The 17,406-nt window shown below is 65.7% G+C and carries 18 protein-coding genes and 2 pseudogenes; 10 read left to right on the top strand and 10 right to left on the bottom strand.

Annotation, left to right across the window (positions count from 1 at the left end; genetic code table 11):
• The first annotated feature begins 4 nt into the window (after positions 1 to 4).
• The 4 genes from NG697_RS18580 to NG697_RS18565 all read left to right on the top strand — a co-directional run bounded on the left by NG697_RS18580 (position 5) and on the right by NG697_RS18565 (position 4,215).
• Entirely contained in the window at positions 5 to 1,114 is a 1,110-nt protein-coding gene (locus NG697_RS18580; RefSeq protein WP_252614915.1) for a GTP pyrophosphokinase, read from the top strand.
• A 158-nt stretch (positions 1,115 to 1,272) separates the two neighbouring features.
• Positions 1,273 to 2,598, top strand: a complete 1,326-nt coding sequence (locus NG697_RS18575) for a glycosyltransferase family 87 protein (protein WP_374209951.1) — start codon at positions 1,273 to 1,275, stop codon at positions 2,596 to 2,598.
• Between the two features lie 61 nt (positions 2,599 to 2,659).
• A complete protein-coding gene (locus NG697_RS18570) occupies positions 2,660 to 3,880 on the top strand; it encodes a glycosyltransferase 87 family protein (protein ID WP_252603837.1) in 1,221 nt (406 codons plus the stop codon).
• A 38-nt stretch (positions 3,881 to 3,918) separates the two neighbouring features.
• Complete coding sequence (locus tag NG697_RS18565) at positions 3,919 to 4,215, top strand: hypothetical protein (protein ID WP_252614912.1); 297 nt, start codon at positions 3,919 to 3,921, stop codon at positions 4,213 to 4,215.
• Between the two features lie 42 nt (positions 4,216 to 4,257).
• Here NG697_RS18565 and mptB read toward each other — a convergent pair whose 3' ends face one another.
• Complete coding sequence (mptB, locus tag NG697_RS18560) at positions 4,258 to 5,877, bottom strand: polyprenol phosphomannose-dependent alpha 1,6 mannosyltransferase MptB (protein ID WP_252614910.1); 1,620 nt, start codon at positions 5,875 to 5,877, stop codon at positions 4,258 to 4,260.
• A 213-nt stretch (positions 5,878 to 6,090) separates the two neighbouring features.
• On the opposite strand from mptB, the pseudogene NG697_RS18555 reads away from it, so the two are divergent.
• A pseudogene (locus NG697_RS18555) lies at positions 6,091 to 6,258 on the top strand (SulP family inorganic anion transporter); the annotation flags it as partial.
• An 87-nt stretch (positions 6,259 to 6,345) separates the two neighbouring features.
• On the opposite strand, the gene NG697_RS18550 reads toward NG697_RS18555, so the two are convergent.
• Positions 6,346 to 7,497 carry a GGDEF domain-containing protein gene (locus NG697_RS18550; RefSeq protein WP_252603829.1) on the bottom strand — a complete coding sequence of 384 codons (1,152 nt, stop codon included), beginning with the start codon at positions 7,495 to 7,497 and terminating at the stop codon, positions 6,346 to 6,348.
• A gap of 140 nt (positions 7,498 to 7,637) precedes the next feature.
• Here NG697_RS18550 and NG697_RS18545 point away from each other — a divergent pair.
• From NG697_RS18545 to NG697_RS18530, 4 genes and pseudogenes are all read left to right on the top strand, one after another.
• Positions 7,638 to 8,273, top strand: a pseudogene (locus tag NG697_RS18545) (ABC transporter ATP-binding protein); the annotation flags it as partial.
• A 9-nt stretch (positions 8,274 to 8,282) separates the two neighbouring features.
• A complete protein-coding gene (locus tag NG697_RS18540) occupies positions 8,283 to 8,987 on the top strand; it encodes an alpha/beta fold hydrolase (protein WP_252614909.1) in 705 nt (234 codons plus the stop codon).
• Positions 8,988 to 9,089: 102 nt separating this feature from the next.
• Positions 9,090 to 9,365 (top strand): type II toxin-antitoxin system Phd/YefM family antitoxin, encoded by a 276-nt coding sequence (locus NG697_RS18535; RefSeq protein ID WP_056347465.1) that lies wholly within the window; start codon positions 9,090 to 9,092, stop codon positions 9,363 to 9,365.
• On the top strand, positions 9,362 to 9,655 hold the full coding sequence (locus tag NG697_RS18530; RefSeq protein WP_056347463.1) for a type II toxin-antitoxin system RelE family toxin: 294 nt from the start codon (positions 9,362 to 9,364) through the stop codon (positions 9,653 to 9,655). Before NG697_RS18535 ends, NG697_RS18530 begins: the two co-directional genes overlap by 4 nt.
• A 36-nt stretch (positions 9,656 to 9,691) precedes the next feature.
• On the opposite strand, the gene NG697_RS18525 is transcribed toward NG697_RS18530, so the two are convergent.
• Positions 9,692 to 10,918 (bottom strand): multidrug effflux MFS transporter, encoded by a 1,227-nt coding sequence (locus NG697_RS18525; protein ID WP_308293103.1) that lies wholly within the window; start codon positions 10,916 to 10,918, stop codon positions 9,692 to 9,694.
• 163 nt (positions 10,919 to 11,081) lie between these two features.
• Here NG697_RS18525 and arfB point away from each other — a divergent pair, with 163 nt between their 5' ends.
• Entirely contained in the window at positions 11,082 to 11,504 is a 423-nt protein-coding gene (gene arfB, locus NG697_RS18520) for an alternative ribosome rescue aminoacyl-tRNA hydrolase ArfB (RefSeq protein WP_252609388.1), read from the top strand.
• 52 nt (positions 11,505 to 11,556) lie between these two features.
• Here the strand turns inward: arfB and NG697_RS18515 are convergent, their stop codons facing one another.
• From NG697_RS18515 to NG697_RS18485, 7 genes are read right to left on the bottom strand one after another with little or no spacing between them, the layout of a single operon-like run.
• Positions 11,557 to 12,618, bottom strand: coding sequence for a HoxN/HupN/NixA family nickel/cobalt transporter (locus NG697_RS18515; RefSeq protein WP_252614908.1), 1,062 nt, complete (start codon positions 12,616 to 12,618; stop codon positions 11,557 to 11,559).
• On the bottom strand, positions 12,619 to 13,488 hold the full coding sequence (locus NG697_RS18510) for an urease accessory protein UreD (RefSeq protein WP_252614906.1): 870 nt from the start codon (positions 13,486 to 13,488) through the stop codon (positions 12,619 to 12,621).
• Positions 13,485 to 14,099, bottom strand: coding sequence for an urease accessory protein UreG (ureG, locus tag NG697_RS18505; RefSeq protein WP_252614905.1), 615 nt, complete (start codon positions 14,097 to 14,099; stop codon positions 13,485 to 13,487). Before ureG ends, NG697_RS18510 begins: the two co-directional genes overlap by 4 nt.
• Positions 14,100 to 14,141: 42 nt before the next feature.
• Complete coding sequence (locus NG697_RS18500) at positions 14,142 to 14,852, bottom strand: urease accessory protein UreF (protein WP_252609382.1); 711 nt, start codon at positions 14,850 to 14,852, stop codon at positions 14,142 to 14,144.
• The gene (gene ureE / locus NG697_RS18495) at positions 14,833 to 15,318 is read right to left on the bottom strand and encodes an urease accessory protein UreE (RefSeq protein WP_252614904.1); all 486 of its coding nucleotides are present in this window, start codon (positions 15,316 to 15,318) and stop codon (positions 14,833 to 14,835) included. Before ureE ends, NG697_RS18500 begins: the two co-directional genes overlap by 20 nt.
• Positions 15,319 to 15,342: 24 nt before the next feature.
• Positions 15,343 to 17,055 (bottom strand): urease subunit alpha, encoded by a 1,713-nt coding sequence (gene ureC, locus NG697_RS18490; RefSeq protein WP_252609379.1) that lies wholly within the window; start codon positions 17,053 to 17,055, stop codon positions 15,343 to 15,345.
• Complete coding sequence (locus NG697_RS18485; RefSeq protein WP_252567740.1) at positions 17,052 to 17,399, bottom strand: urease subunit beta; 348 nt, start codon at positions 17,397 to 17,399, stop codon at positions 17,052 to 17,054. Before NG697_RS18485 ends, ureC begins: the two co-directional genes overlap by 4 nt.
• Between the last annotated feature and the right edge of the window lie 7 nt (positions 17,400 to 17,406).

The raw sequence follows: 17,406 nt of genomic DNA, 5'->3' as shown, positions 1-17,406 counted from the left end.
GGGCATGCCGAGTAACTGGGACGCCCTGGACATCAGCCTGCGTGAATCCGTGCAGGAGAACGTGGAGATCTACGATCGCGTCCGCCCTGCCCTGAAGCTGGTCACCAAGGACGTTCTCCATATCCTCCGCGACATGTTGAAGGACACCGAGGTCACGCCGCTCTTTGTCACCGGGCGCACCAAGTCGGTGGAATCCTTCCGGGAGAAGATCTCCCGGATTGAGGAACCGCTGGAACCCGGCGGACCCCCGGTGCTGAAGTTCCCGGACCCGTTCCGCACCCTCAACGACATGGTGGGCGTGCGCGTCATCACCAAACTGCCAACCGAGAATGCCCTGGTGGCCAACATCATCAAGCGCCAGCGGCAGGTGTTTGACTGCCGCGGGGACCGGGAGAAGGACATCGGTTCCATCGAGTCCGGCACGTACGGCTATTCGAGCCGCCACCTGATCCTGCGCACCATCCAGAACGAGGCGGTGAAGGATTACCAGCAGGCCTTCAACCCGGATATTCCGGCCAACGGCAGCTATTTCTTCGAATGCCAGATCCGCACCGTCTTCGCCCACGCATGGAGCGAGATCGAGCACGACATCCGCTTCAAAGCCGAGGACCCCCGCGCCTGGACGCCGCATTTCGACCGGCAGTTCACCGCCACCGCCGCCATGCTGGAAACAGTGGAAAGCGCCTTCGCGGACCTCCACGAACGCTACGAGGAAGTCCGCAGCTACTGGGACATGGAGGGCGAAGGCGCCGCGCAGCTCACACCCAACCGGATCCGGGACGTCTGGCGCACGCTGCTGCCGCACGTGGACCGCAAAGTGGATGACGACTGGGGCTGGGCCGCCGAGCTCATGGCTGCCCACGGCCTCAACCAGACCGTCCAGCTGGCAGGCCTGCTCAGCGCCCAGCGGATCACCGAGGTCCGCAAGGCACTGGACCACCGCTACTCCCCCGGCCCGGACCGCCTGCTGGATGACCTCCTGCTGTGGCAATACGGCACCAAACACATTGACCTCACCGCAGAGGCGCCCGACGCCGTCCCGCACCCGCGGCGCGACAGCCTCCTGCGGCGGCTCAAACAGATCGTGCGCTACCGCCAGACCAAGTCCGAGTAGACCAATCGCGGAGCCGCAGGATTATTGGGCACCGCTGACATTCAACTACCCTTGACTCATGGTGGAGGCTGTTGTAGACGGACCTCCGATGCTCCCGGCTCCAGCCCCGCGGCAAGATCCGGCACCTGTTTTTGCCCCTCTCTGACAAGGATTCCGCCATTTCCACGGACGCATTCTTCGCCACGCTCACCCGGATCCGCAACGTCATCCTGCCTGCGGCCGCACGGTCCTGGCTGAACACGCCGCGTGGACTGCTCACGGGCTTTATCCTGGTGCACCTGGGCTTCCTGATCTTCGCGGCGCTGCTTTCCCTGCGCGGCGAAGCGTTCAGCGACACGTTCATCTACCGCGACTGGGCCCGGGCCGGTTTCGACGAAGCGAACCTCAGCGGTGGCCCCAGCCCCTGGGTGTACCCCATCCTCGCGCTCATCCCCATGGCGCTGGCAGGGCTTGCCGGCCCCGGACCGTTCTTCTTCCTGTGGGTGCTGATGACCACCCTCCTCAACGGCTGGGCCCTGGCCAAGCTCACGGACCGTGGCCGCAACCAGGACGCCATCCCGGCGGCCTGGTGGTGGCTGATCTTCACGCTGCTGATGGGCTGGCTCGGCTTCGCACGCGTGGACGGCCTCACCGCACCGATCGTCCTGGTGGCCCTGGCCTATGGTGTGGGCCGGCCGTTTGTTGCGTCGGTCCTGCTCGCCGCCGCCACGTGGGTAAAGGTCTGGCCGGCCGCGGTGATGCTGGCCCTGTTCGCCGTGGTCAAGAACCGCCTCCTGGTGGTGCTGGCGGGCGTGGCCACGTCAGCGGTGGTGGTGGCACTTGCCGCCGCGGTTGGCAGTGTGTCCAAGCTGCTGAACTTCCTGACCCAGCAGGGTGACAGGGGCATGCAGCTCGAGGCAACGTTCACCACCCCGTGGCTGTGGCTGTCCGTGCTGAACATCGGCGACTCCCGGATGTACATGAACACCGATATCAACTCCATGCAGGTGGACGGACCCGGCACCGCGGTGATGTCCGTGCTGATGCAGCCGCTCCTCATTCTTGCTGCCCTGCTCGTGGCCGGACTGACCTTCTGGGCGCTGCACAACGGCAAGCTCAACAGCAACGGAAAGGCCGACGGCGGCGTGGACCGTACCGAGCTGCTGCTGGCCGGGGCGCTTACCCTGGCCACCGCCTTTGTGGTGTTCAACAAGGTGGGCTCGCCGCAGTTCATGGTGTGGCTCGCCCCGGCCGTAGCGGTGGGCCTGGCGCACAGCTGGCGTGAGTGGCGGGTCCCCGCGGCCATGCTCATCGCGATCGCGGTGGCCACGTTCTTCATCTACCCGCTGTTCTATGATGCCCTCAGCCACAACAACCCCCTTATGGCCGGTGTGCTGACCATCCGCAACGTCCTTCTGGTGGTCCTGTTCCTGTGGTCGGTCCGGCGCCTGTACTCGCTGGGCAAAAAGACTTCAGCGTCCGTCCCCGCGCTCAAGGAGTCCTGAGATTTCCACAAAGTTCTTCGACCGGCTGGTCAGCGTCCGCCGCACAGTCCTGCCCGCCCGCGTGGTGGACTGGTTCGCCCGTCCGTCCAGCGTCTGGTGGGGCTTCGCGGTCATCCACCTGTATTTCCTCGGCTGGATGGCGTCCTTCTTCCTCAACGGCGATACGTTCAGCGACACCGAGCAGTACCGCCAGTGGGCCATGGACGGCTACAGCCCGGACAGCCTGGACGGCAAGATCAGCCCCTGGGTGTACCCGGTGCTGGCGCAGATCCCCATCTTCCTCGCGAACATTGCCGGACCCAGCCTGTACCTCCTGTGCTGGTTCCTCATCATCACAGGCCTCAACGCCGTCGGGCTTGCATTCCTGACGCGCGGGCCGCGGAAGGTGAAGGGCATCGCCCCGGCCTGGTGGTGGCTGTTTTTCACCGTCTTTATGGGCTACCTCAGCTTCGCCCGGGTGGAGGGAATTACCGCCCCCATCGTGCTGATTGCCCTGCTGTACGCGGCCGAACGCCCCGTGGTGGCAGGGATCCTGCTGAGCGTGGCCACCTGGCTCAAGGTGTGGCCGGCAGCGGTCCTGGTGCCGATCGTCATTGCCAGCCGGAAACGGATCCAGGTGCTGGTGTCCGGCGTCGCAGTCACCGCCGTCGTGGGCCTGGGCACGTACCTGTCCGGCGGCCTGCCGCACATCATGGACTTCCTGACCAACCAGGGCGAGCGCGGCATGCAGCTGGAAGCCACATTCTCCACGCCGTGGGTGTGGCTCAGCGTGTTCAACATCGCCGGTTCCAAGATGGCGGACAACACGGCCATCAACTCCACCGAGGTCTACGGCCCGGGCGCGGACGTGGCCGCGTTCCTGATGCAGCCCCTGCTGATCCTCGCCGCCGTGGTGGCCGCCGTCCTGCTGGTCCGGGCGCTGAACCGGGGCGCCGAGCGGGAGGAACTCTTCCTCGAGGGCGCCCTGATGATGACCACGGCGTTTATCGTGTTCAACAAGGTGGGATCGCCGCAGTTCATCATCTGGCTGGCCCCGGTGATCATCGCCGGCCTCACGCACGACTGGGAGCGGTGGAAGGTCCCTGCCACGCTGCTGATGGGCATTGCCCTGACCACGTTTGTGATCTACCCGCTGTTCTACACGCCCCTCATCCACGCCCACCCGGTCATGGCCGCCATCCTGACCACGCGCAACGTGCTCCTGGTGGTGCTGCTGTGGTGGTCGGTGAAGCGGACCGCGGAGCTGGGCCGCAAATCGCAGGCGGTCCCGCAGGCCGCCTGATGTGGGCCGCCTGACCCGGGCCGCACTAGGGTAGTGCCATGACCGCGGGGGCAGACAACACAAACAGGCCGGGGTTCCGCCGCTGGCTGCCGCTGCTGGCACCGCTCCTTGCTGCAGCAGCCGTTGCTACAGGACTTGCTGCCATCCTGGCGCCCCGGCAGGAGATCGGGTGGTTCGCCTACGCGCCCCTGTCCAACCAAACCTTCACAGCGGTCACGATAGTCCTGATGGACAGCGGTGCACGGGCCGGTTATTTACTCATTGCAATGGGCCTGCTGACACTGGCGTTCTGGTTGGGATACCGCTTGGGTCTCCAGCGCCAGCCAGCGCATTAGTTCGGCTCGTCAACTCTCAGGACCTGACGAAGCCGGCGCGCCTCAGCGGGCGCTGCGGCGCTGGTCCAGGACCCAACGCCAACCACGCCGGGCCCAGTCCAGGGGTTTACCCTCGATCAGCAACTTCCGCGTGTGGATGTCCAGGACCAGCAGATAGAACGTGAACAGCAGCGCCGTCACGAACGCCAGCGACGACGCGTCAATGGCCAGCTCCACAAAGGACCAGACCGAGAGCTGGTCCTGTGCGCCGAACACCACAAAAAACGTCACGCCCACGTAGAGACACCGGATCTGCCAGTCATTCCGGATGCCCGTCACAGCCAGGAACGGCAGGAACCAGAGGATGTACCAGGGCTGGATGATGGGCGAAAGCATCACGACGGCGGTGAACGCCAGGGCCAGCCGGCGCACCGCCCGCGAGTAGTCGCCGCGGAATATCAGCAGCAGGACCAGCCCGATGGCCGCCCACTTCATGCCCGTCCGCAGCAGGTCCGCGATGGTGCCGCCCGGCAGTCCCAGCACGTTGCCGAGGAACTCCACCTGCTGCCCCAGGAACCCTGACGGCGAATAGCCGGTGTACCCCGGCGTCGGGTCCATGATGGCCCAGACCCAGCCCAACCCGAGGTTGTACGGGATCCCGCTGACGGCCAGAACGGCGAAACTGATTCCCGCCGTCGCTCCCCAAATAAGGAACTTCCGCGTCCACGAGGCGGCGTGCCCCGCCCACATGACCCCGATGAACGGTAGCAGCAGCACGGTGATCGGCTTGATCCCGATGGAGGCCGTGACAAGGAGGATTCCGGCCAGGTAGCGCTTCGTCGCGGCGAAGTAGACACCGGCGACGGCGAGGCCCACCATGAGTGCGTCGTTGTGGGCGCTGGCCACGAAACTGATGAGGAACAGCGGGTTGGCCACCGCGATCCAGAGTGCCCGCGCGCCGTTGATGCCGTGCAGTTCGGCCAGCTTGGGCACGTAAATGACGCAGAGCAGAACCCCTGCGCCGGCGATCAGGCGGAACAGCAGCACGGACACGTCGGGCTGTGCCCCTGTCAGCTCCACAACGCCGCGGGCAAGCCACAGGAAGTAGGGCCCGTAGGGGGTCCGGTTCTCGGCCCAGGCCGGGTCCGCGCCGAGGGCAAACCAGTTGTTGAGGGTGGAGATGCCCACCGTATAGGGGTTCTGGCCTTCCATGACCAGGCGGCCCTGGCCGGTGTAGGCGTAGACATCGCGGGAGAAGATGGGGACGGCCAGCAGGAGCGGCAGGGACCAGGCGGAGATGGCTATGACCACCGACCGCAGCGAGTGTTCGCCCCAGTCGTCCAACCGCTGGCCCAGCCGGAGCCAGGACCGCATCAGGAGCATCGCCCCCACCGTCAGGAGCACGGTGGACAGCGTCACGCCCCAGCCCTCGGTCCGCAGGGCGATGACCACCGGCTGGCGGATCATGGGTGAGCCGTTGGCGATCCAGCCGGTTCCGATCGAGCCCACAAACATCATGAGGGCGCCGAGGAACCCCTGCCAGGTGGCGATGTACACCCGGCGCTTGGTGGGGGGAGCTGAGGCGGGCGCAGCAGACTTCGGGAGCTCCGTGCCGGCCGCTGTCTTTTTCGACGGACCGGGGAAGCTCTCCGAAGTGCTGATGTGTGAACCGCCTGCCGTCATGTCTTGTGTGGTCCCCTACTTACGTTACGGCGCTGGCTGGACTAGCTATAGGCCGGTCTACAACCCAGTCATTTTAGCAGTTGGCCAGCGGCGTGCCCCAGACTGGGAGGGGCGGACGCGCCCCCTATTTCGCAATGGGGCGTCGCGCCGCCCCATCCCCGCCTAAGAACGAAGCCCCCACTGCCGGCTTCACCAGCACGATTGGACCCAGCCATGGCCGCACGAAGCGTCCCCGATGCCCGGACCGGCACGCCGCAGCAGCTCCAATCAGTCCGCGCCACCCTTCGCTCCCCACGGCGGCTCAAGACCGAGGCGCTGGCGGGCCTGGTGGTGGCGCTGGCACTGATCCCGGAAGCTATCGCCTTCTCCGTGATCGCGGGCGGAACGGGCTGGAAGTGGAGCTGATCGGGCTTAATGCCGCCAGCATTCAGATGCGGACGCGGCTGGCGGGAAAGCTCAACTGACGGGCTAGCCCCGCGGGTCGCTGTGGACGGAGCGGTTCCGGCCCAACGACTTGGCCATATAGAGGGCCCGGTCAGCGGCGGCGATGAGGTCTTCCACATCGGAGGTCCCGGCGTCGTACAGTGCCACACCGTAACTGACGGTGGGCATCTCCAGCCCGTCGGCAGTGGGGACCTCAGCCAGGCGCCGGCTGACCTCCCCCGCTGTTTTTTGCGCCCGGTCGGCGGAGGCGCCCGGGATGAGGAGGATGAACTCTTCCCCGCCGTACCTGCCCACAAGATCCGTTGACCTGACGGTGTCCCGGCAGGCGCCAGCGAAAGCCTGCAGCGCGAGGTCACCGGCGGCATGGCCGTGGGTATCGTTGACTGCCTTGAAGTGGTCCAGGTCAGCAAGGATCAGGGCGCCCGTTCCCTGGGTGACGGCCCTGTCATTCAACAGTTCCGCGGCCAGGTCCAGGAAAGCTTTGCGGTTGAGCAGCCCCGTGAGATCGTCCCGGGTGGCCACCATCCGCAGGGCCCGGGTCTGCTGTTCGTTGCTCAATGCGGCCATGCTGAAGGACACCACCACCAGCAGCACCATGGTCACCAACGTGGTCACTGCGGACCCGAAATACGTGACGAACGTGGGTCCATTCGGGCCCTCCAGGAGGAAGTACACCAGCCGGCCGAAATAAAACGCGGACAACCCGGCCGCCGCGGCAGCCATGGGGACCCGGACGCGCGAATATCCCGGCTCCAGCCGCCAGAGTTCCCGGGAAGCAAGCCCCACCGTCAGGCACATCGCGGCGAGGAAGACCGGGCCGCCGGACCAGGTGTTGGTGCCGGGATGGTCGACGGCGGATGCCACCAGCGTGACCACCGGCAGCCCCGTGAAGATCCAACGGAGCGGCCGCACGTCCCGGAGCGAGCGTGCGCCGGCCCAGACGGCTACACCGCCGAGGACCAGCAGGACGTTGCCCAGAGTGTTGGCCCACCACTGGTGTGGGGTTCCGTTGAGCAGGAAAGCGGTGGATCCGGACAGGAAGAACACCAGAGCGAGGCACCACCAGCCGCTGTACGGCGAGCGTGTGTAGCGGTAGGCCGAAAAGTAGAACAGCAGCACCAGGACCAAAGCCATCAGGCCGAACGCGACCCGCAGCGTCGCTGTATCCAAGACCATTTCAGAAGTTCCCCCGGCTGCCGAGTGATGCAAACCTCAGTATTGCACCGCCGTCGGACATTTTCGCCTCATAAGGATGATCCGTCGTTGCGTGGCCAGTTCGATGGCGGAGGTCCGGTTGTCCACGCCGAGCTTGCCGTAGCCTCCAAGTCGCAGCGGGCCGGATGGTCTCGCTGGTGGGCCCGTCCGGCTCGGGCAAATCAAGCCTCCTGGCAGTCGCCGCCACCCTGGTCCGCCCCACCAGCGGCGACGTGATCGTTGACGGGATCAACACCGCGGGGCTGAAGGACAGGGAACTGACCGCGCTGCGCCGGGAGAAGGTGGGCATCATCTTCCAGCAGCCCAACCTCCTGGCGTCCCTGACCGCCGTCGAGCAGTTGATGATTGGCCACCACCTGCGTGGCAAACCGCTGAGGGCCGCGCGTTCGCGCGCCGCGGGACTCCTGGATCTGGTGGGGCTGGCCGCGTCCGCGGACAAGCGTCCGCACCAGCTCTCGGGCGGGCAGCGGCAGCGGGTGAACATTGCCCGGGCCCTGATGGGCAGTCCGAAAGTGCTGCTGGTTGACGAGCCGACGGCGGCGCTGGACCACGCGCGCAGCGCGTCGATCGTCGGGCTGCTGCGCCGGGTCACCGACGAGTTCCAGGTGGCCACGGTGATGGTCACGCACGACACCGAATTCGTGCCGCTGACCGACGCCGTCGCTGTAATGCGCGACGGCGGCCTGACCGCCCCGGTGGTACCCGGCGCCTTACCTAGCGCCGGGGGCGCGGAGTAGGGTTCGGTCATGGACATCATCCTGGTACCCGGTTTCTGGTTGGACGCGTCATCGTGGGAGAAGGTGACGCCGGCGCTGGCGGCGGCGGGGCACACAACCCATCCACTGACTCTTCCCGGCCTTGAATCTGTGGACGCACGGCGTGGAGGCATCACTCTGAAGGACCATATTGCCGCCGTCGTAGACGTTCTGGACGGTCTCGACGGAAAGGTGGTCCTCGTGGGGCACTCCGGTGGTGGCGCGGTCATCCACGGCGTGGCGGACGCACGGCCGGACCGCGTTGCCCGGAATATTTACGTGGACAGCGGACCCCTGGGCGAGGGCGGCGTCATCAATGACGGGCTGCCCACCGAGGGCGACGACGTGCCCCTGCCGCCGTGGGATGGCTTCGATGACGCCGATCTGGTGGACCTCACCGATGAGTTGCGCGCGTCGTTCCGGGCGCGCGCCATCCCCGAGCCCAGGGGCGTTGCGCATGGCCGGCAGCGCCTGCATGACGTCCGCAGGTACGACGTCCCGGCGACTGTGATCGCGTGCCAGTTCCCGTCGTCGCTCCTCACCGAATGGATCGACGCCCGGCATCCCTTCACCGCCGAGTTGGCCCGCATCCGCGACGTCGAGTACGTGGACCTCCCCACCGGCCATTGGCCCCAGTTCACTAAACCTGTGGAATTGGGCCAGGCGATCCTGGCGGCGGTGGAGCGGACGGGGTGACGCGGCGGGTCTAAGCAGTGACATCAGCCGATCCCCCGCGAGGTTCATCATCGGCTAAAAGTCAGGCCATTAAATAGCCTGACTTCAGGCTATAATCACAGTATGAAAACCGTGCCCCTTAGCGAAGCCAAGGACAAGCTTTCCGCACTCGTGGAGGAGGCGGACAAGACGCATGAGATCATCCAGATCACCCGCCACGGGCACCCGTCAGCGGTGTTGATGTCCGCTGACGACCTCGAGTCACTCCAGGAAACCATCCACTGGCTATCGCAGCCGGACATCAGGACAGATTTGGAACAGGCCCGGCGCGACATCGAGGCAGGGAACACCGTCAGCGGCGATGACCTGCGCCGAGAGTTTGGGCTACCGCCGAGGTGACTGAGGAACCATCGAACGAGCAGGGCCCCTGGAGAATCGAAGTTACCAGCCCCGCGCTGAAGGGGTTTCGTCGGCTGCCGGAGAAGGCTGCTGCCGCAATTGTCGAATTCGTTACTGGAGTTCTGGCCGACAATCCACGCCGGCTCAGCAAGCCCCTCACAAGTGAACTCCTGGGCCTGCGCACCGCACGCCGCGGTGACTACCGCGTGTTGTTCACCCTCGATGTTGAAGAGCACACCTTATATGTCCACCGCATCGAGCACCGCGCGGACGTCTACAAGCCTCGCTGACAAAGACCCATAGACAGTGTGCAAGTGTGGTCCGGGTCAGCGAATTCGATCCTGACCACGCCGCCTCTTGACCAGCCCCAGGCAAAGCACGGCCGCTGCCGCTGAAGCGGCCGCGACGATGCCGAGGGGGACGGCGTCGTTGGCGCCGCCGATGCCCACCAAGGGAGCGGCGATGCCGCCGAAGGCGTACCGGGCCAGTCCCAACAATGAGGATGCCGTCCCAGCGATATCGGGATAATCCTTGAGGGCAAGCGACGTGGCCGGCGGGCTGGTGACGGCCACGCCGCTGACCATGGTGAACAGGGACAGGACAATGGCAATCAGCGGCAGGTGCAGGGCCGCCGCCGCCAGCAGCCCCAAGGCGCCGGCCGCCGTCATTATCAGGCCCGCGGTGAGCGTCCCACGTTCGGACCACCGTTCAGCGAGCCGGCCGGCGATGAACCCGAAGACCACAAAGCCCAGTGAATTCAGGCCGAACGCGAACGAGTAGCCCTGCGGGGAGAGCCCATACATGCCTTGGAGTATGTAGGTTGCCCCGCTCAGATAGGCGAAGACCGCCAAGTACGTGAAACCGGTGATCAGCACGGCCCCGACGAATACGCGGTCAGCGAGGAGCCGGCGGAAACCGTGGAGGGTCTGCGAAAACCCTCCGGTCACCCGGCGGTTCGCCGGCAGGGTCTCCTGGAAGACCACCAATGACGCCAGCAGGACGGCGACGCCGACGGCTGCGAGAAATAGGAAGACTCCGCGCCAGTCGGTGACGGTGGCGAGTTGCCCGCCGATGACCGGGCCGATGATGGCGGCCAGTCCGCCGAGAACCGTGAGGCGGCCGTAGTAGCGAATGAGTTTGGCGCCCGAGTAGACGTCCCGCCCGGCGGCCTGCGCAATGACGATGCCCACGGCTCCGGCGAGGCCTTGGACAAACCTCGCGACGATGAGCGTCTCAACGGTCGGGCTGATCGCACAAAAGACAGAAGTGACCGTGTACGCAACGACACCGATCAGCAGCGGCGTCCGCCGCCCGAGGCGGTCCGAGAGCGGCCCCGCTACTAATTGGCCGATGGCGAGGCCCAGCAGACAGGCGGTGATGGTCAACTGGGCCACCGACGTCGTGCTTTGCAGCTCAGCGGTGAGGGCTGGGAGGACCGGGAGGTAGAGGTCCATGGAGATGGGACCGAAGATGGTCAGCAGGCCAAGCACAATCGCCAGGGGGCGGCCGACTGTCTGCTCGCGTGCGGGAATCGGGGTTACGACGGCGGTCACGCTGGCTCCGGTCTGTGGGTAGGGGCAGGACTGCGGTTCACGTTCAATAGAACGCGGTCATGCCTGTCCTAGCGAGGGCTCTGGTTATCAGGGGTCTGCCAGTACCTCCCTCCCCTGCCGCAGCCGTAGCGGGTAAGCGCCCATAGTGTGCAACGCTGGTTGCATGGATCTGGAGGTGTCGCCCGCGCTCACGATTCCGGCGTCGGAACTCCGCTGGCGGTTCTCGCGGTCGTCCGGGCCAGGCGGTCAGCACGTCAACACGACAGACAGCCGTGCGGAAGTCTCGTGGAACATCGCCGGCTCCGCCGTGCTCACGGATGACCAGCGGCTGATGCTGCTCAGGCGGCTTGGACCACGCCTCGTCGCCGGGGTGATCACCGTGGCCTCCTCCGAGCAACGCTCCCAGCTGCGCAACCGAGAGACCGCCCTGGCGAAGCTCGCCGAGCTTGTGGCGGAAGGTCTGGCACCCGAAGGCCCCCGCCGTCGGGCGACCAAACCCACCCGGGGTTCGAACCGCCGTCGCCTCGCCGCCAAGGAGCAGCGGTCGGCGACGAAACGGCAACGGCAGCGGCCGTCCGCCGAGTAGCGCGGCCCCCGGCCTGGCGCCGGCGGCACCAAGGCGATCCCGCCGTGGAGCCCTATCCCTGCGGGTTTCCGCCCGTTGTGGCTGAGGCGGCGTCGCCGACGCGGCGCACCCCGGTATGCGCACCCCAGATGAACAGCAGCAGCGCCACGAGGACCAGCCCGGCGTGGCTGAGGTCGAGTTCGGCAAGGAAGGTGGTCACCGGGTCGGTGAGTCCGAGCATCGCGTGCAGTACGCCTGCGATGGTGATGATCGAGATGAACAGGGCAGAGGCTGCGGACACACCTGTGATGATCATGTTGAAACCGATACGGCGTTTGGGGTCCACAACGGCGCTTCGGTACATCTTCATCATCGCGACGCCGTTCACCGTATCGCATAAGGTCATAGCCGCCATGAAGCCGAAGGGCAGGGCCATCAGCGCGACCGGGGAGATGCCGGCGAGGGCGGCCGTCGCCGTGAGGAGCAGGAACGCGATGGTCGAGGCCGTGTCGAAGCCGAGGCCGAAGAGGAAGCCCAGGACAAAGATGTCACGTGGGCGGTTGACGCGGGAGAGCGGTTTGTCGAGCAGGCGGGCCACGAGCCCGGTCGGTGCCAGCGCCTCGCGCGTGACGGTGGCACCGTCCTTGACCCGGCGGTACAACAAGGCGGTACGCCGGAACGCGGCGGCGTTGTAAACACCGATGGTCAGCAGGAACAGGCCCGAGACAGATGCCCCGGTAATGCTCAAAACCATGTTCGCGGACGAGCCGTCATTAAGTGCGTCCTGAATGATGCCGGCACCACTGACCACAAGCACGCCGGCAAGCACGACGACCATGCTGTGGCCCATGCTGAAGGCGAAGCCCACGCTGACGGGGCTGCGGCCTTGGGCGGCGAAGCGGCGGGTGGAGTTGTCGATCGCCGCAATGTGGTCCCAGTCGTAGCTGTGCTTCACACCGGCCAGGTAGGCGGTGATGAGCAGGCCGAGCACCACAGGGTTGTGGTTTGTGCGCAGTGAATCGGCCAGCAGCGCGAGCATAACGATGTGGAGGGCGGCGACTGCCGCGAAGGTGACCGCCAAGCGGCGGGCCGTCGGGAGGGCTTCCCGCTCGTGGTGGTTCAAGAGGGCTTTCATTTAGTACTTTCGCAGGTTGAGGCGGGGCTGGCCGTGCCAGCGGAACCGCAGAAAATCGATGCCGGCGCGGATGGCGGCGTCCAGCGGCTCGGTGGCGTGGGACAGGGCTCGCATAGCCAGGCCGCCGTCGAGCAGTGACATGCCCAGCTTGCAGCCGTCGGCAAGGGGCACCAGCAACTCATGCAGCTCGTTCAGCAGCGCGGCGTCCACGCGGGCATCCATAACCAGGAGGGAACCGACGTGGGTGTAGTCCTCGAGGAAGGCCATGCCGTCTATCGGGGCGGCACCGGTCAGCGGACGGATCAGCAGGTTGTCGAGCACCGCCAGGCGCCCGTCGACCGAGATCTCGTTCCGCAGGCGGATTTCGTCGTAGCCGAACAGGGCGCCGTCCGGTGACCAGCCCGGCGTGACGATCTCGGCCATCACCAGCGAGGCGCTGCCGTGCATCTCAATCACGGTGGCCTGCCGGTAAGTCGCCCCGCGGTAGGCGATCAGCGGGTCCGGCACAGATTCCAGGCTCGCGTTAGGACCGAGCCGGATGTGCGTCCGCTGTTCAGCGCGGGTCTCGGGCGTGCGGTAGACCTTTGTCGCTGACTGTGTGGTCAGCAGGAGCCGGGCCCCTGTTTCCACAGTGATGTCGATTTCATACTCGTCGCCACCGACGTACCCGCCGCCGGGATTGACCGCCACGTAGCAGACCTGGCTGGTGTCATCGAGGTAGTGCGGCCGCAGGATACGCAGCGCACCCTGGTGGTACTGGCTCGTGGCGATGCAGCGGTCGCCCCGCACACCCACGGTGAGGGCGAGCGTACCGGCGAGTTCGACGGCGGCGCGGCGCACCGGGAGTTCGGGCGCCGGCGCACCCGTCACTGGCGGAGATCAAGCATGAGCACGTCGCGCCTGATCCAGTTGATGACGTGCTCCAGGCCTTCGTCGGTCTTGAGGTTGGTGAAACAGTAGGGCTTGTTGCCGCGGAACTCGAGAGTGTCCGCCTCCATCAGGGAGAGGTCAGCACCCACATACGGGGCCAGGTCCATTTTGTTGATGATGAAGAAGTCGGACTTGATCATTCCCTGGCCGGCCTTGCGCGGGATTTTTTCGCCCTGCGCCACGTCGATGATGTAGATCGAGAAGTCCACAAGCTCCGGGCTGAACGTGGCCGAAAGGTTGTCTCCCCCGCTTTCAATGAAGACGACTTCGAGGCCGGGGTGGCGCAGCCGCAGCTCCTCCACAGCGGCCGAGTTCATCGACGTGTCCTCTCGGATGGCCGTGTGCGGGCAGCCGCCGGTTTCGATGCCGATGATGCGGTCCAGTGGCAGGATCCCGTTGGCCGCGAGGATCTTGGCGTCCTCGATGGTGTAGATGTCGTTGGTGATGGCGGCCATCGAGATCTCGGCGCTGAGGTGGCGGGTCAGGCGTTCCACGAGCTGGGTCTTGCCTGCGCCGACAGGACCGCCGACGCCGATTTTGATGAGTTTCATGGTGCTCCTTGCTACGTATTGGGTACGGCGAACCGCGGACTGCTAAGACATAAACATGCGGACGCGCTGGCGTTCGTGGCGCATCTGGGCGATTTCGAGGCCCGGGGCCGTGATCCCGAAGTCGTCGGCATCCAGTGCCTGGATCCGGCGGACGGCATCCATGATCCTGGGATGTGTTCCCAGCAGCACACGCTGCCCGGCGTCCTGCCCGATGGGGATGGCTCGGATGGCGTTTTGGGTCAGCGACGTGACCGCCGTGAAGAGGTAGCTCGCGAGCAATTCCTCCAGCGGGACGCCCAACTGCCGGCCGGCGACGCCGAACGCGACGGCCGGATGCCCGGCGCACCGCCCGGATCCGACGTCGGCCGCGTAGCCCGCGAGCCGGGCACCCGGCGCCACGGTACCGGCGATGGCCAGCATCCGTGCGCCCATCTTGGTCCCCGCCTCGCGGACCTCACGGGGCAGCGCCGCCGCGGCGATCATCCGGTCGACCCGGGCAATATCGTCAACCGAGGACGCCTCGTACGCCAGGCGCAGGGCGAACCCGTCACTGTAGGTCAGCTGGATGCTCACAAACTGGCTCAGCCAGCTGGCGAAGCTCACTTCGCCGTCGATGAGGCCACGTTCAAGGAACGTTTCCATCCCGAAGGAATGGCTGAACCCGCCGGTTGGGAGCGCGGAGTCAGAGAGCTGCAACAGCGGCAGCAGGTACGACGGCGGCTCGTTCACGCGCTCAGTGGGTGTGTTCGGCATGGCGGAACGGCACGGGCACCACACGCTCCTGGCGCGAGTACGGCACGCCAACGTGGATCAGGTAGTCCTCGATCGTGTGGTCGTACTGCACCACCATCACCTCCGCGGCATATTCACTGTCGGCGTCGAAGAACTGCGCCTGCATGTGCCGGTTGCCGAGGTTGTGCGCAACAACCCCCATTTCACGGACGCTGCGCGCTGCGATAACAAGGACGTCGGTTGCCAGCGCAGTCACCACGATGACAGTTTTGTCGTCGCGGAACAGGATGTCGCCGTCGCGGAGATCCCGCACCGGGCCTGCGGCATCGCTGAGCCGGATGCCCAGTTCACGGCCGTGGTCGGTGGTCACCCGCTGGATTTTCTTGACGAGTTCCGCGCTCGGCAGCAGAACCTGCTCCTCATGGAGGCCAGCCAGCTCGTCCTCGGGGAGATCATGCCGGTTGGCGATGACGTGGTCGATGATCATATATGCCCCCTTAGGGATATGTGTCTAAAAGAGGAAGTAGCGCTGCGCCATGGGCAGCACCGTCGAGGGCTCCGCCGAGATTGGCTCGCCGTCGACAGTCACCTCGTAGGTTTCCGGGTCAACGCCGATATCCGGCGTCGCGCCGTTGTGCTTCATGTCTGCCTTGGTGAGGGTACGGATACCGCTCACCGGCCGGATCACGCGGCGCAGGCCCAACTGCTCGGGGACTCCGGCGGCGATGGCGGCCTGGGAAAGAAACGTGATCGATGAGGCATGTACCGCGGTGCCGAGTGCCCCGAAGTTGCCGCGCAGGGTGCGTGGCTGCGGCGTGGGGATGGAGGCGTTGGGATCCCCCATGACGCTCATGACCGCCTGCCCGCCCTTGAGCACGAACTCGGGCTTGACGCCGAAGAACATCGGGTCCCAGAGCACAAGGTCGGCAAATTTGCCCTCTTCGACGCTTCCGACCGAGTCCGCGATGCCGTGGGCGATCGCCGGGTTGATCGTGTATTTGGCCACGAAGCGTTTGAGCCGGAAGTTGTCTCCCACCTCGGGGTCGCCGTCGAGCTTTCCGCGTTGGCGCTTCATGGCGTCCGCTACCTGCCAGGTGCGCAGGACCACCTCGCCGACCCGGCCCATGGCCTGGGAGTCGGAGCTGGTGATGGAGAAGATGCCCATGTCGTGCAGCACGTCCTCCGCTGCGATGGTCTCCTTGCGGATACGCGAATCGGCGAAGGCCACATCCTCGGGGATGTCCGGGCTCAGGTGGTGGCAGACCATCAGCATGTCGAGGTGTTCGTCGATGGTGTTGACCGTGTACGGCAGGGTGGGATTGGTCGACGCCGGCAGGACGTTGGGCAGCGCCGCGATCTTGATGATGTCCGGGGCATGCCCGCCGCCGGCGCCTTCGGTGTGGAACGTGTGGATGACGCGGCCGCCGATGGCCCGGATGGTGTCTTCGACGAAGCCGCACTCGTTGAGCGTGTCGGAGTGGATGGCCACCTGCACGTCATACTCGTCAGCCACGCGCAATGACATGTCGATCGAGGACGTGGTGGCGCCCCAGTCCTCGTGCACCTTCAGCCCGATGGCCCCGGCGCGGATCTGTTCCGCGAGGGGCTCCATGGCGCTGGCGTGGCCTTTGCCGAGCAGGCCGATATTGATCGGCAGGTTCTCAACCGCCTGAAGCATGCGCGAAATGTGCCAAGCGCCCGGAGTAACGGTGGTGGCCTTGGTCCCTTCGCTCGGTCCGGTACCGCCACCGATCAGCGTGGTGATCCCCGACGCCAAGGCCACCGGCACCTGATCGGGGCTTACGAAGTGCACGTGCGTATCAATGCCGCCGGCGGTGAGGATCTTGCCCTCGCCCGCGATGATGTCGGTAGCGACACCGATGGTGATGTTCACACCCTGGGAAATCTGGGGGTTTCCAGCCTTGCCGATTTTGAAGATGTGCCCGTCGCGCAGGGCCACATCGGCTTTGTAGATGCCGGTGTAGTCCAACACGATCACGTTCGTGATCACGGTGTCCGGGATGTCGTCGTCGCGGACCAGCTGCCCGTTCTGGCCCATGCCGTCACGGATGACCTTGCCGCCGCCAAACACGACTTCTTCACCGTAGTTGGTGTGATCGTGCTCAATCTCGAGGAACAGATCAGTGTCCGCCAGGCGAACTGCGTCTCCCGTGGTGGGGCCGTAGAGGTCCGAGTACTGTTTGCGGCTCAGCTCGAAGCTCATTTGGTGTCGTCCTGCAGGGAGATCAGGCCGCGGCTCGGCTCGAGCGGGCCGTTGATGCGGTCCCGGAATCCGAACACCGCACGCTCGCCCGAGAGAGCAAGCAAGTTGACCGTCTTGGCATCACCGGGCTCGAACCGCACAGCAGTGCCTGCCGGGATGTCCAGCCGGAAGCCGTGGGCCGCATCCCGGTCGAACTCGAGGGCATCGTTCACCTCGAAGAAATGATAGTGGGACCCCACCTGGATTGGGCGGTCACCGCGATTGATCACGGCCAGGGCGCGGGGAATGAGGCCCGCATTGCACGTGATGGGCTCCGGGCGGAGGACGTATTCGCCGGGTTTCATGGGTTCT

The sequence above is a fragment of the Pseudarthrobacter raffinosi genome, from assembly GCF_023913835.1.
GTDB lineage: Bacteria > Actinomycetota > Actinomycetes > Actinomycetales > Micrococcaceae > Arthrobacter > Arthrobacter raffinosi.
Note: the sequence above shows the minus strand (reverse complement) of the source record. Positions and strands in the feature narration are given on the sequence as shown.